Origin of the sequence: Enterobacter sp. DTU_2021_1002640_1_SI_PRY_ASU_LCPMC_013 (assembly GCF_032389435.1) — a bacterium.
Classification (GTDB): domain Bacteria; phylum Pseudomonadota; class Gammaproteobacteria; order Enterobacterales; family Enterobacteriaceae; genus Enterobacter; species Enterobacter hormaechei_C.
The window spans coordinates 2931171-2945853 of the sequence record NZ_CP135594.1 but is presented as its reverse complement, the minus strand read 5'-3'; the positions used below and the strand labels follow the sequence as shown (position 1 = coordinate 2945853).

The window sequence follows — 14683 nt, the reverse complement described above, 5'->3', positions numbered from 1 at the left end:
CTTGCGGCCCTTAAAGATCGACGCTGTTAGGCAGAATCACCAGATCCCGGACGGTAACGTTCTTCGAACGGGTCACCATGAACAACACCGATTCTGCGACTTCAATCGGCTGCATCAGGCTGCCGTTTGCCAGCGCTTCATCCATTTTGGCCTGCGGCCAGTCGTCGAGCAGAGCCGTCACTACCGGCCCAGGCAGAACGGCTCCGACGCGTACGCCATGTTCCGCGACCTGACGACGGGTGGTATGCACGAACGCCTGAACGGCAAATTTGGACGCGGTGTAGATCGGCTCCCAGATAACCGGCACCACGCCCGCAATGGAGCTGGTGAAGATAATATCGCCTGACTTCTGCGCAATCATATGCGGCAGTACGGCGCGAACGCAGCGGAAGGCGGCGTTGATATTCAGGTTCAGTACGCGATCCCAGACGTCCGGGTCGCCTTCAGCAACCGGCCCGCCGATGTAGGCGCCTGCATTGGCGTGAAAAATATCCAGGCCGCCGGCGAGGCCGACAATGTCGCTCAGCATCGCGTCGACTTGCTCGGGTTTGAACAGATCGATTTGCAGGGCAAACGCGTTCTCGCCCAGCTCGGCGACAAGGCGCTGAAGCTTTTCGCCTTCACGGTCGATTAACACCACCTTAGCGCCAGCGCCGAGCAGCGTTTTTGCACACTCCAGGCCAATACCTGAGGCGGCGCCAGTGATAGCAGCGACTTTGCCCTGAAGGGAACTATTCATGGAGGGGACAGAGTGATTCATTTTATAATCCTTTATGCAGAGATGATTTTTAGGGTGTGTCTGCTTTCGCGTGAAGAACGGGGGTTCTGACTGACGCGTGAAGCAAACTGCTCAATCGATGAAGCAGATCTAGCACTTGCTTATTTCTCCAGCAAGAGACATTCAAAATGAAGAGGCGATTTTGTGACGCGCGTTGAGAAAACGAAGAAAACGACCATTTACGATCTGGCGGAACTCACCGGCGTTTCTGCCAGCGCGGTGAGTGCTATTTTGAATGGCAACTGGAAGAAACGCCGCATCAGCGCCAGCCTGGCAGAGAAGGTAACCCGCATTGCACAAGAGCAGGGCTACGCGGTTAACCGTCAGGCAAGCCTGCTGCGCAGCAAGAAATCGAACGTTATCGGCATGATTGTGCCGAAATATGACAACCGCTATTTCGGCTCTATAGCGGAAAAATTCGAAGAGATGGCGCGTGCCAGAGGGCTGTTGCCGATTATTACCTGCACACGCCGTCAGCCGGAACTCGAGCTGGATGCCGCCCGTGCCATGCTCTCCTGGCAGGTTGACTGGGTCATTGCCACGGGGGCGACACACCCGGACAAAATTGCTGAACTCTGTCATCAGGCGGGCGTACCTACGCTAAATCTGGATCTGCCGGGTACCCTGGCACCCTCTATCATTTCGGATAACTACGGCGGCGCGAAGATGCTGACAGAGCGGATCCTCGCCAGCAGCTTTAAACGGTTTGGTTCGCTGGCTCCGCTGACCTTCGTGGGCGGACGCCGGAGTGATAACAACACCGCAGAGCGCCTGCGCGGGTTCCTTGATGCCCATCAGGCCCATGGGCTGACCGTTCCGGAACAGCAGCTGCTGGTCACCGGGTACTCGTCATCGCGCGTGGAGGAGCAGCTCAGAGCCACCTTCCCGTCGCCATCGACGGCGCTAAAGGGGCTGTTTGTCAATTCGACCATTTCGCTGGAGGGGGTGGTACGTTGGCTGGCCCAATACGGGCAGACCGGCCAAAATCAGCCGCCGATGGGTTGTTTTGACTGGGACCCATTTGTCTCTCTGCTGGGACATGATATCGACATGGTGCGCCAGGACGTCCCGGCGATGCTGGAGAAGGTATTTGAAATTCTCGATTCCGGTGATACCTCGGTCAGACGTATTGAGATCCCACCGGAACTGATTGGCAGCCAGAGCGTCACGGGCTAGCCCTGACGCGTCAGCAGCCAGCGCGCGGTCTGTTCATCCGTCACCAGACCGTTTACCCAGCCGCCTTTGAGGGCGGCAAGGATCGCCGGGCGTTTATCCTCGCCGCAGGCGGCCGCAATACGTGGACACTGGCTCTGGCGAATATCGTAGCTGGTAATAAAGCGATTAATCTGGCTGTCGATGACCTGGCCGTCGGCATCGATAAAGCGTCCGAGTATTTCGCCAACGCCACCGCGCTGGGTCAACTCTTCCAGCTGTGCCTCATCGATAAACCCGTCTTTGAAGATAGGGCTCTGCCTGCCCAGCGCCCCGATGCCGACAAAAATCACATCGGCTGCATCCGCCACGGCGCAGACGTTACGGAACAGGCGGTTTGAGCACCACATCTCATGCTCCTCGCTGGACTGAGCATAGCGCGGCGCCGGCCACTGGTAATATTTTCCCTGAATTTTACGCGCCAGCAGCAACGGCACATCATCGTAATAGTTACATTGCCCGTGCTCGTTCATGGCGCTGATCAGGGCGACACAGCGGGTGTTGTGGCTGTCAAAATCGATACGCTTGATGGTTTTTTTTAGCGTCAGTCCGGAGCCAATTCCGACAACCGTGGGTTTATCACCTTGCAGGTAGCGGGCCATCAGCTGATAACAGCCAAACGTCACGCTATCCAGCGCGCTTTCATTGCGGTAGACGGGCACAATGTTGCAGTGGGTCAGGTGATATTTTTCCGCGAGAAGTTGCGCATAATCGAGGCAGTTAGCGACAGGGTGATGAAGCCCAATCGAGACAATGCCTTCCTCTTTCGCGGCGGCAATCAGCCGCTGCACCACCGGTCTTGATGTGCCGAGCTGGCTGGCAATTTCGCTTTGATTAAGCCCGGCGATGTAATACATCCATGCCGCCCGCACTTTTTGATCGAGCCTGATGTCATCTTCTTTGCTCACGTTTCCCTGCCTCAAGAGTGGGGTTGAGGGCGGTCAACACCCACAACAATTGTCTGTCATTCTGGCGGGTGCTCCGCGCTGAGGCAAGCGGTTTGCTCTTTATTGGTCATTTGTTATTTGAATGGTCATTTGTTCTTTTGTGATCTGTAGCTCTTATTTTAATCAAATGATCATCTACAGTTCAGCCATAACCTCACTGGAGAACAGAACAATGACCGAGAAATACACATGGCTACATATTGGGCTGGGGTCTTTTCATCGTGCGCATCAGGCGTGGTATCTGCACCGCCTGATTGCCGGCGGCGATACGCGCTGGCACATCGCTGCCGGCAATATACGCAACGATGCCGAACATGTGGTGCAGGCGCTGGCCGCGCAGAAGGGGCGATATGTACTGGAGACCGTCAGCCCGGAAGGCGAGAGAGACTATGAAGAGATCGCCTCGATTCAGACGCTGATCCCGTGGCAGGCGGATTTGCAGCCGCTGATTGCCGAAGGGGCGAACCCGCAGACTCGGGTCATCGCGTTTACCGTGACGGAGGGGGGCTACTATCTGGATACCAGCCACAGGCTGGATGTGGCCAATGCCGATCTGGCGAGCGATATTAAGGGCGGCTGTAAAACCATCTACGGGACAATTGCCCGGATGCTCGAAGCGCGTATGGCGAACGGAGCGGGTCCGGTAACCCTGCTTAACTGTGACAACGTGCGGCATAACGGCGAGCGCTTCCACGACGGATTGATTGAATTCTTAACCCTCAGCGGCAAACAGAGGGTCATCGACTGGCTGAGCGCTAACGCGACCTGTCCGAATACCATGGTGGATCGCATCACACCGCGTCCGGCAGCCGATCTCCCGGCGCGCATTAAGGCCCGGACGGGCATAGACGATAACGCCCCGGTTATGGGGGAACGCTTTATTCAGTGGGTGATTGAAGACAATTTCCGCGACGTTCGTCCCGCGCTGGAAACGGTGGGCGTGGAGCTGGTGGGATCCGTCATCCCTTATGAAGAGGCGAAGATCCGCATCCTCAATGCCTCCCATAGCTGTATCGCCTGGGCGGGTACTCTGGTCGGGCAGCAGTATATCCATGAAAGCACGCTGACAGAGTTTATCTACAAGATTGCCGACCGCTACGTGACGGAAGATGTCATTCCCTGCCTGGGAGATAATGGCATCGATCTGCCAGCCTACCGCGACGTGGTGCTTAAGCGTTTTACCAACCCCTGGATTCAGGACACCAACCAGCGCGTGGCGGCCGACGGGTTCTCGAAGATCCCGGCGATGATAGCCCCAACGCTGCGTGAATGTTACCAGCGCGGGGTACGTCCTGACGCTACCGCGATGCTGCCTGCGCTGTTCTACGTCTATATGGAGCAGTGGCATCACGGCAAGCTGCCGTATGAATACCAGGACGGTATCCTCAACGCCTCTGCGGTACATGCGATGTTCGAATCGGACGATCCGATAGCCCGATATGCCAGCGATACCGCCCTGTTTGGCGATCTGACCGGCCGGGAAGATTTTGCCGCGCTTCTGCGTGAAAAAATCGCTGACGTCTACGCGCTGATTAAGTGAGAGGTGGGTATGTATCTGGGCATCGATCTTGGCACATCAGAAGTAAAGGCGCTGGTCATTGACGAAAACAACGGCGTTGTCGCCACCCATAGCGCGCCGCTGACGATACAGCGTCCGAAGCCGCACTGGTCTGAACAATCGCCGGAAGCCTGGTGGGAGGCAACCGAATACCTGATTGCCACCCTCCGGGAGAAGTGCGGCCACCACTGGCAGGCGATAAAAGCCATTGGCCTTTCCGGACAGATGCACGGTGCGGTACTGCTGGATGCCGCGGGTGAACCCCTGCGTCCGGCCATCCTGTGGAATGACACCCGCTGCGCGCAGGAGTGCGCAGAGCTGGAAGAGATGGCGCCCGAGCTGCACCAGGTGGCGGGGAATCTGGCAATGCCGGGGTTTACGGCACCAAAGCTGCTCTGGGTGCGCCGTCATGAGCCGCAGAACTTCAGCCGTCTCGCCACCGTGCTGCTGCCGAAGGATTATCTGCGCTTCAAAATGACCGGAAAAAAAATCTCTGATATGTCGGACTCGGCCGGGACGCTGTGGCTGGATGTGGGAAAACGAGACTGGTCGGATGCACTGCTGGATAAATGTGGACTGTCGCGTGCCGCCATGCCTGCGCTGGTGGAAGGGTGTGAGGTCTCGGCGCTACTCGAACCTGCGGTAGCGCAGCGGTGGGGTCTGAACCCCTCGGTTATCGTTGCCGGCGGCGGGGGAGATAACGCCGTTAGCGCGATAGGGGTAGGGGCCGTTTCACCGGGCGATGCGTTTATTTCGCTGGGCACCTCCGGCGTGCTGTTTGTGGTCACGGATGCCTATCGTCCGGCGCCGCAGTCCGCCGTGCACGCGTTCTGTCACGTGCTGCCAAACCTGTGGCACCAGATGAGCGTGATGTTAAGCGCCGCCAGCTGTTTGCAGTGGTTTTGCCGTCTGGTGGGCGTCACGGAGCTGGAGCTGCTTGAGGAGATCGCCCAGCTAAGCGATGCGGAGAAAGCGAGTGCGCCAATGTTCCTGCCGTACCTGTCCGGGGAACGTACGCCGCATAACGATCCCAATGCCCGGGGCATGTTCTGGGGGCTAACGCACTCCAGCCAGCGTGCGCTGATGGGGTATGCGGTGCTGGAAGGCGTTAGCTTCGGGATTGCCGATGGCCTTCGCGTGTTGCAGGAGAGCGGCACGCAGATTGAACAATGTTCTCTCGTCGGCGGCGGGGCGCGTAGCCCTTTCTGGGCCCAGCTGCTGGCCGATATCCTGGCGATGCCGGTGGTGACGCATAAGGGCGGTGAAACCGGCGGCGCGCTGGGGGCTGCACGGCTGGCCTGCCTCGCCGCCGGTAAGCCGCTGGCTTCCGTGTGCGAAAAGCCTGAAGTCTATAAAACCTGGCGCAGCGATCCGGCGCGCCACCGTGCGCTGATGACGCGTTACCGGCAGTTTAACGCGCTTTACCAAAACGACCTGAACTACCGAAACCCATAATTCTGTGGCAAAGACCCTCCGGCGATGCTGCCGGAGCGGTTCCCTGTACCCTAAAAACGAGGTCAATATGTCGTTAAATAACAAACAATGGCTGGGATTACCCCTGAGTCTGGTCTGGGGGTATATCGCTATCGCGGTCTTTATGACGGGCGATGGTTTCGAGCTGGCATTTCTGTCTCACTATATTAAGGCGCTGGGCTTCACGCCTGCTGAGGCCTCTTTCGCCTTCACGCTCTACGGTCTCGCGGCGGCGCTCTCCGCATGGATTTCCGGCGTGGTGGCTGAAATCATCACCCCGCAAAAAACCATGCTGATTGGCTTCGTGCTGTGGTGCGTTTTCCACGTCCTGTTTCTCGTTTTTGGTCTGGGTCAGGCAAATTACGCATTAATTCTGCTGTTCTACGGGATCCGCGGCCTGGCCTATCCGCTGTTCCTCTATGCCTTTATCGTCGCCATTGTGCATAACGTTCGCAGCGACAGTACCAGCGCGGCGCTGGGCTGGTTCTGGGCGGTTTACTCTATCGGCATCGGCGTGTTCGGCAGCTACATTCCGAGCTTTACCATTCCGCACATCGGGGAGATGGGCACGCTGTGGCTGGCGCTGGCATTCTGCGTAACCGGCGGGATCATTGCGCTGGTCTCTCTGCGTAAGGTGGAAACGCCACGGCATATGCAGACTCTCTCCACCCGGGAAAAATTCGCCGAGCTGGGCCGTGCAGCGACGCTGCTCTACACCAACCGCAGTATTCTGCTCTCCAGCATGGTGCGTATCATCAACACCCTCTCCCTGTTCGGGTTTGCCGTCATCATGCCGATGATGTTTGTTGACGAACTGGGCTTCACCACCTCCGAGTGGCTTCAGGTCTGGGCGGTATTCTTCTTCACCACCATCTTCTCGAACGTCTTCTGGGGCGTGGTGGCGGAAAAAATGGGCTGGATGCGGGTGGTGCGCTGGTTTGGCTGCATCGGGATGGCGCTCTCGAGCCTGGCGTTTTACTACATTCCGCAGCACTTCGGGCATAACTTTGCCATGGCACTGGTGCCGGCCATCGCGCTGGGGATTTTTGTGGCGGCCTTCGTACCGATGGCGGCGGTGTTCCCGGCGCTGGAGCCGCGGCACAAGGGGGCGGCGATTTCGGTGTATAACCTGTCAGCCGGCCTGTCTAACTTCCTTGCGCCGGCGATTGCCGTGGTGCTGCTGCCCTGGTTCAGCACGCTCGGCGTGGTCATTGCCTACACGGCGCTGTATGTCGTGGCCTTCATCCTGTGTCCGTTTATTCGGGTTGAACAGCCTGGGTTTGTTCGTCAGGAAACCTGTAAGGGTGAAACGGTCGGAATTTCGTAATTTATTCAGGCCTGACGGCAGCGTCGGGCCATTCACGGAGACGTATGATGGATGTTAAGGCGGTAATTTTTGACATGGATGGCGTCATCATTGACTCCGAAGGCCTGTGGCGTCAGGCGCAGAAAGCAGCTCTGGCAGGCTGGCGTGCTGAGGTCAGCGACGAAGAGTGTGAGTCACTGACGAAAGGCAAGCGGCTGGATGAGATTGCCCGGACCTGGTGCGAATACTGCAAACTTGAGGCCGATCCTGAAATGATTGAAGCGGCCATTCGTCTGCGCATCATCGAACTGATTGGCCGGGAAGGCAAAGCGATAGAGGGCATCTACGACGTGATGTCGTATTTTCGTGAGGCAGGTTACCGGATTGCACTTGCCACCTCTTCGTCGCATGAAATCGTGCATGCGGTGCTTAAGAAACTCAGGATGGGTCACTATTTTGAGGTCATTTGCAGCGCCGACGATGAACGCTACGGAAAACCGCACCCTGCCGTCTATCTCTCGGCGCTGCGAAAATTAGGCCTGACGGCCTCGCAGTGCATAGTGATTGAGGACAGCCAGAGCGGCTACCGTGCCGCCCTTAGTGCGGGGCTCAAAACCCTCATCGTCTCGCCAGCGTGCCATCATGCCAGCTTTAACAATGCCAGTGGCCGGTATGCGTCTATGCATGCGCTGCTGGAAACGCTTGCCGTTCCAGCCCCGGAAGCGGGTTAGTTGACTGATTTGTAAGCGCAGAAGTTTCCGCGGGTTGTTGCCGGTCAGCATATTCCTGCTTCTGCGCTTACCTTCAAATAACGTCTCCCGATCAACCTCACATTTCCCCGCGCTTTTGTGAAAATTGTCACGTCCGACCGTGCATATGCCCAAAAAATAGCCTCTCCTTAACGCGTTTTGTCCGAGGACGTGCTGATTTTTTATGCTTAAATTACATACTGAAACGCATTTTTAAAATCATAAAACCCCTTTGTCATTTTCTGCATCTGGGCTTATCGCCGGACTTAAGGACTGATAATGAAAATTGAATCTGTTAACGTCACCGTTTTTCAGTACCCGACGCGTCGGGTCTCTGACGCCGCGGGGCATTCGCATCCTGGGCCGGAGAGCATGGCCAAAATGGCGATGCTGACCATCACGGCAGAAGAGGGCACCCGCGGATATTCGTTCGCGCCGCCGGAAGTGGTGCGCCCCTTTGTGGTCAATACCTTCTTTCGCAAAGTGCTGGTGGGGCAGGACGCATTCAACCGGGAACGCATCTGGCAGGATCTGGCGCACTGGCAGCGGGGAAGCGCGCATCAGCTGACCGAGCGTGCGCTGGGCTTCGTTGAACAGGCGCTATGGGATCTGATTGGCCGTAAGCTCAACCTGCCGGTCTGGAAGCTGCTTGGCGGCTATCGCGATAAGGTGCCGGCCTATGGCAGCACCATGTGCGGCGACGATCTGCCGGGCGGATTATCCACGCCGGAAGAGTACGCCAGCTTTGCCGAGACGCTGGTGGCGCGCGGATACAAGGCCATCAAGCTGCACACCTGGATGCCGCCGGTCTCCTTTGCGCCCAACCCTAAGATGGACGTCAAAGCCTGTGCCGCCGTGCGTGAAGCGGTGGGGCCGGATATCGATCTCATGATCGACGGCTACCACTGGTATAGCCGCACCGAGGCGCTGTACATCGGTAAAGAGCTTGAGAAACTCAACTTCGCCTGGTTCGAAGAACCGATGGAAGAGGAGAGCATGGCCTCCTACGCCTGGCTGGCGGAAAATCTGTCGATCCCGATTATCGGGCCGGAAAGCCTGGGCGGAAAGCACCACAGCCGCGCGGACTGGATCAAAGCCGGAGCGTGCGACATCCTGCGCGCGGGGTCAAACGGCGTGGGCGGCATCTCTCCGACGCTGAAGGTGGCGAACCTTGCGGAAGCCTTCGGGATGGACTGCGAAGTTCACGGCAACGGCGCGGCGAGCCTGGCGGTGATTGGCGCCATCAAAAACTGCCGCTGGTACGAGCGCGGCCTGCTGCACCCGTTCCTCGACTACGACCAACCGGCGGCGTACCTCAACAGCCTGGTGGACCCGATGGACGAACACGGCATGGTCAGCCTGCCGACCCGCCCGGGACTGGGCGAAGACATTAATTTTGCATATATCGAAGCCAATACCGTCAGCCACGACTGACAGATAAAAACGTACCCTACAGGCGATATATACATGAAACGATCTCCCTTAGCCGGGGCGTGCCTGCTCGCGCTCTCGCTGATGATGGGGAGCGGTGCGGCATATGCAAAAACGCCGCCCGACCAGCTCATCATCGGTATGAATATGAACAACCTCCTGACACTCGACCCGGCGGCGATGACCGGTAACGAAGTGGTCGGCATAGTGGTCAATCTCTACGATTCGCTGGTGGAGCTGGACCCGAACGCGCTCACCAACGTCCGGCCCGCGCTGGCGACGTCCTGGGATATTTCGCCGGACCGTAAAACCCTGACCTTTCACCTGCGTGACGACGTTAAATTCCACTCTGGCAACCCGCTGACGGCGGAGGATGTGGTCTGGTCGATGCGCCGTCTGCTGCACCTCAACCTTGCCCAAGCCTCGGTGTGGAAGTCGTATGGATTTTCTAAGCAAAACATCGACAGCCAAATCAGCGCCCCCGATGCCTACACGGTGCAAATTGTTCTGCCTAAGCCTAACGATCCGCAGCTGGTGATCTACTCCCTCGGCGCGCTCGGCAACCTCGGCGTGCTCGACAGCAAAACGGTGCAGCAGCACGCGGTGAATAACGACTGGGGCAACCGCTGGCTGACCACTAACGAAGCGGGTTCCGGCCCGTTTATGCTGGAAACCTGGCAGGCGAAGGACATGTTGCGCATGCAGCGCAACCCGCAATACTGGCGGGAAGAACCCAAAATGAGCAGGGTGGTGCTGCGTCATTTCCAGGAGTCACAAACCCTGCGCCTGATGATTGAGAAAGGCGACCTCGACGTTGCCAACAACATGGCGGTGGCGGACATTAACGCCCTGCGCAAAGACCCGCAGCTCACCGTCGAAGCCGTGCAGAAAGGCACGGTCTACTACGTGGCGATGAGCATGAAAGAGCCGCATTTCGCTAACCCGAAGGTGCGCGAAGCGGTGCGCTATCTGATTGACTATCAGGGCATCAACAGCGCGCTGATGCCGGGCTACGGCGTGCTGCACCAGCGCCCGATCAAGGCCGGTATGCCGTCCACGCTGCCGGACCCGGGCTATAGGCTCGATATCCCGCGCGCCAGAAAGCTGCTGGCGGAGGCGGGCTACCCGGACGGGTTTGACACCACCCTGCGGGTGCTGGCGGATCAGCCGTTCCTCAATATCGCCATCGCCGTGCAGTCGACGCTGATGCAGGCGGGCATCAACGCCAAAATCATCACCGGCACCGGGAACCAGATTTACGGCGCAATGCGCGAGCGCAAGTTCGACATGCTGGTGGGGCGCGGCGGTAGCGGCGTCGAACCCCATCCGCACTCCAGCCTGCGGGCGTTGGTCTATAACCCGGACAACAGTGACGAAGCCCGGCTGACCAATTTCCAGGGCTGGCGTACCAGCTTCTACGACAAGCCGCTCAATGAAATGATCGACAAGGCCCTGCTGGAGCGCGATCCGGAAAAACAGATCGCCGACTACCAGCAGATCCAGGTCCGCTACGACGAACTGATCCCGGCGATGATCCCCCTGTCACAGATGGTCGATTCGGTGGTGGTGCGTAACGAGGTGAAGAACTTCCAGTCGCACCCGTCGGCCACCACCTTCCTGCGTGAGGTCTACAAAACCGGAGGTGACAAATGAGTGTGGCAATTCTCGCGCCCGGCTCACGGACCCGACGCTTCTCAAAGCGGTTAACGCAGGTGGTGGTGACGCTGTTCGGCCTTCTGCTGCTGACCTTTTTCATCGGCCGCGTAATGCCCGTTGATCCGGTGCTGGCGATTGTCGGACCGGATGCCGACCACAGCACCTATCAGCAGGTCTATCACCAGCTGGGATTCGACCGGTCGCTGCTGGCTCAGTTCGGTATTTACCTCAATAACCTGCTGCACGGCGATCTGGGCAATGCCCTGCTGACGGGTAAACCGGTGACTGCCGATATTCTGCGCGTCTTCCCGGCGACGCTCGAGCTGGCTACGATGGCGATTATCGTCGGTGCGGGTCTGGGCATTCCGCTGGGCGTACTGGCGGCGGCGCGGCGCAACAGCGTTTCCGACTACGTGGTGCGCATCATCAGTCTGGCGGGTTATTCCACGCCGATTTTCTGGGTCGGGATGATGGGGCTGCTGCTGTTCTACGCCTGGCTTGGCTGGGTGGGAGGCGCGGGACGTCTGGATCTCGGACTGGAGGGGGTAGTCCCACGCCGCACCGGACTGATGACGGTGGATGCGCTGCTGGCCGGGAACGGCGCGGTGTTCTGGAACGCCATTAACCATCTGGTTTTGCCCGCGTCGCTGCTCGGCTTCCACTCGCTGGCCTACATCAGCCGCATGACACGCAGCTTCATGCTGGCGCAGCTGTCGCAGGAGTTCATTATCACTGCCCGGGTGAAGGGCTTAACTGAACGTCAGGTGATCTGGAATCACGCGTTTCGCAACATTCTCGTGCAGCTCCTGACGGTAGTGGCGCTGGCCTACGGCTCGCTGCTGGAGGGGGCGGTGCTGATTGAAACCGTCTTCTCCTGGCCGGGCTTCGGTTCGTATCTCACCGGCAGCCTGCTGCTCGGGGATATGAACGCGGTCATGGGCTGCGTGCTGCTGGTGGGGGTCATCTTCGTGATGCTGAACCTGCTCTCCGACATGCTGTATCAACTCTTTGACCCGAGGACGAAATCATGACCGTTTCTCTGGATTCGCCGCTGGGGACCGGGCCATCCGAACGCCGCCAGCGTATCAGACGCACGCTGGGCCGCGCCGCGGGCTTCGTCGGCAAGATGGCGCGCAATCCGCTCACCGCCATCGGCGGCGGGATTATCCTGCTGCTGCTGATTGTGGCGGCGTTTGCCCCGCTGATCGCGCCGTACAACCCGCTGGTGCAGGACCTCAATAACGCGCTGGTCGCCCCGAACGCACTGCACTGGTTCGGCACCGACGAGTTTGGCCGGGACATCTTCAGCCGGCTGGTGTACGGCGCGCGCATCACGCTCTACATCGTGCTGCTGGTCTCCGTGACCGTTGGCCCGCTGGGGCTGCTGCTGGGCGTGACCGCAGGCTATTTCGGCGGCAGGGTGGACGCGGTGCTGATGCGCGTCACCGATATCTTTATCTCCTTCCCCAGCCTGGTGCTGGCGCTGGCGTTTGTCGCGGCGCTCGGGCCGGGGCTGGAGCACGTGGTGATTGCGATTACGCTCACCGCCTGGCCGCCGATTGCCCGTCTGGCGCGCGCCGAAACCCTCTCTCTGCGCCAGGCCGATTTTATCTCCGCCGTGCGGCTTCAGGGTGCTTCCCCGGTGCGCGTACTGTGGCGTCACATTGTCCCGCTGTGCCTGCCGTCAGTGATTATCCGCATCACCATGAACATGGCGGGGATCATTCTCACCGCCGCCGGGCTGGGCTTTCTTGGCCTTGGCGCACAGCCGCCGGAGCCGGAGTGGGGAGCGATGATCTCCAGCGGTCGTACCTACATGATGGAGTGCTGGTGGGTGGTGACTATTCCGGGGCTGGCGATCCTGATCAACAGTCTGGCGTTCAACTTCTTAGGAGATGGCCTGCGTGACATCCTCGATCCTCGTAGCGAATAACCCGATGCTCGACGTGCGCGATCTCCACGTCGATTTTATCAACGGCGGCGCGGTCACCCACGCGGTGCGCGGCGTCTCTTTCCAGCTCGGACGCGAAAAGCTGGCGATTGTCGGTGAATCCGGTTCCGGTAAATCCACCGTCGGGCGGGCGCTGCTGCGCCTGCATCCGGCCAAAGCGCAGATCCGCGCCGCGCGGATGCAGTTTGGCGATGTCGATTTACAGGCCGTCAGCGAGGCGCAGATGCGCGGCATTCGCGGCAAGCGCATCTCGATGATCATGCAGGACCCGAAATACTCCCTTAACCCGGTGGTCTGCGTGGGCGACCAAATTGCCGAAGCCTGGCTGACCCATCATCCGGGGCGCAAGGCGGAAGCCAAAGCCAGAGTGCTGGAGATGCTCGACGTGGTGCGCATTCGCCAGCCGGAGCGGGTGTATCACCTCTGTCCGCACGAGATTTCCGGCGGGCAGGGGCAACGCATCATGATCGCCATGATGCTGATCGCCGATCCGGAGCTGGTCATTGCCGACGAGCCGACTTCGGCGCTGGACGTGTCGGTACGCTTGCAGGTGCTGGGGTTACTGGATGACCTGGTGCAGTCCCGCGGTCTGGGGCTGATCTTTATCAGCCACGACATCAACCTGGTGCACAGCTTCTGCGACCGGGTGCTGGTGATGTACGCCGGACGGGTGGTGGAGTCGATTGCCGCGAAGGATCTGCACAACGCCAGGCATCCCTACACCCAGGGGCTCATCAGCGCGCTACCGGAAATCAACCATCGCCGACCGACGCTGCCGGTATTACAGCGTCAGGCCAGCTGGCTCACCGAGTAAGGAGCAGAGATGATCGAGATACAACACCTTAACCTGACGTTTGGCGAGGGCGAGAAGCGTAATCAGGTGCTGGACGATGTGAATATCAGCGTGAGGGACGGCGAGATTTACGGCCTGGTGGGGGAGTCCGGTTCGGGCAAAACCACGGTGCTGAAATGCCTTGCCGGGCTGTTTACCCACTGGGAGGGCGAGCTGGCGATTAACGGCAAGCGGCTGGAAAAACGTATCAGCCAGGAACGCTGCCGCCGGGTGCAGATGGTATTTCAGGATCCGTACGGCTCTTTGCATCCGCGTCACACTATCGGCGATATTCTGGAAGAGCCGCTGCACATTCACCGCATAAAAAATCGGGAGCGGCGCGTTCACGCCCTGCTGGATAAAGTTGGGCTTAACCGGGCGTTTCGCGATCGCTATCCGCACCAGCTTTCCGGCGGGCAGCGCCAGCGCGTGGCGATTGCCAGGGCGCTGATTCTGGAGCCGCAGGTGCTGCTGCTGGATGAACCTACCTCGGCGCTGGACGTCTCGGTGCAGGCGGAAATCCTCAACCTGCTCGCGGAACTTCAGCGTGAGTCGAACCTGACCTACCTGATGGTGACCCACGATCTGGGCGTGATTGCCCATCTGTGTCAGAAGGTGGCGGTAATGCAGTATGGCAAAATCCTTGAAAGCCTGACGGTGGACGAACTGGTCGCCGGGCAGGCCAAAACCGACTATACGCGGATGCTGGTCAATGCCTCACAGCAGTATTCCCGCGAGATGGCGCGGGAGGTGGCGGTGTATTAGGGTTGTGCGGGTTTTAGCCGGGTGG

13 protein-coding genes are annotated in these 14683 nt (G+C 59.1%); 11 read left to right on the top strand and 2 right to left on the bottom strand.

The genetic code is table 11. The features are described from left to right. Positions 1 to 10: 10 nt before the first annotated feature. Complete coding sequence (locus RS584_RS14140; protein WP_017693070.1) at positions 11 to 760, bottom strand: SDR family oxidoreductase; 750 nt, start codon at positions 758 to 760, stop codon at positions 11 to 13. A 162-nt stretch (positions 761 to 922) separates the two neighbouring features. On the opposite strand from RS584_RS14140, the gene RS584_RS14135 reads away from it, so the two are divergent. Beyond that, the gene (locus RS584_RS14135; protein WP_032654226.1) at positions 923 to 1954 is read left to right on the top strand and encodes a substrate-binding domain-containing protein; all 1032 of its coding nucleotides are present in this window, start codon (positions 923 to 925) and stop codon (positions 1952 to 1954) included. On the opposite strand, the gene RS584_RS14130 is transcribed toward RS584_RS14135, so the two are convergent. Continuing rightward, entirely contained in the window at positions 1951 to 2898 is a 948-nt protein-coding gene (locus RS584_RS14130) for a sugar-binding transcriptional regulator (protein ID WP_315748072.1), read from the bottom strand. The genes RS584_RS14135 and RS584_RS14130 overlap by 4 nt on opposite strands. 211 nt (positions 2899 to 3109) lie before the next feature. On the opposite strand from RS584_RS14130, the gene dalD reads away from it, so the two are divergent. The 10 genes from dalD (at position 3110) to RS584_RS14080 (ending at position 14658) form a co-directional block, all read left to right on the top strand. Continuing rightward, positions 3110 to 4477 carry a D-arabinitol 4-dehydrogenase gene (gene dalD / locus RS584_RS14125; RefSeq protein ID WP_315748071.1) on the top strand — a complete coding sequence of 456 codons (1368 nt, stop codon included), beginning with the start codon at positions 3110 to 3112 and terminating at the stop codon, positions 4475 to 4477. Positions 4478 to 4486: 9 nt separating this feature from the next. Next, entirely contained in the window at positions 4487 to 5950 is a 1464-nt protein-coding gene (xylB, locus tag RS584_RS14120; protein WP_315748070.1) for a xylulokinase, read from the top strand. Between the two features lie 67 nt (positions 5951 to 6017). Continuing rightward, positions 6018 to 7295, top strand: a complete 1278-nt coding sequence (locus RS584_RS14115; RefSeq protein WP_193354478.1) for an RbtT/DalT/CsbX family MFS transporter — start codon at positions 6018 to 6020, stop codon at positions 7293 to 7295. A 44-nt stretch (positions 7296 to 7339) separates the two neighbouring features. Then, the gene (locus RS584_RS14110) at positions 7340 to 8005 is read left to right on the top strand and encodes an HAD family hydrolase (protein ID WP_015572355.1); all 666 of its coding nucleotides are present in this window, start codon (positions 7340 to 7342) and stop codon (positions 8003 to 8005) included. 297 nt (positions 8006 to 8302) lie between these two features. Continuing rightward, positions 8303 to 9457, top strand: coding sequence for a mandelate racemase family protein (locus tag RS584_RS14105; RefSeq protein ID WP_315748069.1), 1155 nt, complete (start codon positions 8303 to 8305; stop codon positions 9455 to 9457). Positions 9458 to 9490: 33 nt separating this feature from the next. Then, positions 9491 to 11107 (top strand): ABC transporter substrate-binding protein, encoded by a 1617-nt coding sequence (locus RS584_RS14100; protein ID WP_315748068.1) that lies wholly within the window; start codon positions 9491 to 9493, stop codon positions 11105 to 11107. Further along, the gene (locus RS584_RS14095; RefSeq protein ID WP_017693076.1) at positions 11104 to 12141 is read left to right on the top strand and encodes an ABC transporter permease; all 1038 of its coding nucleotides are present in this window, start codon (positions 11104 to 11106) and stop codon (positions 12139 to 12141) included. The genes RS584_RS14100 and RS584_RS14095 overlap by 4 nt, the downstream gene beginning before the upstream one ends. Continuing rightward, positions 12138 to 13043, top strand: coding sequence for an ABC transporter permease (locus RS584_RS14090; RefSeq protein WP_015572358.1), 906 nt, complete (start codon positions 12138 to 12140; stop codon positions 13041 to 13043). Before RS584_RS14095 ends, RS584_RS14090 begins: the two co-directional genes overlap by 4 nt. Then, a complete protein-coding gene (locus RS584_RS14085) occupies positions 13015 to 13875 on the top strand; it encodes an ABC transporter ATP-binding protein (protein WP_315748067.1) in 861 nt (286 codons plus the stop codon). The genes RS584_RS14090 and RS584_RS14085 overlap by 29 nt, the downstream gene beginning before the upstream one ends. A 9-nt stretch (positions 13876 to 13884) precedes the next feature. Next, positions 13885 to 14658, top strand: a complete 774-nt coding sequence (locus RS584_RS14080) for an ABC transporter ATP-binding protein (protein ID WP_023295028.1) — start codon at positions 13885 to 13887, stop codon at positions 14656 to 14658. Positions 14659 to 14683 lie beyond the last annotated feature (25 nt).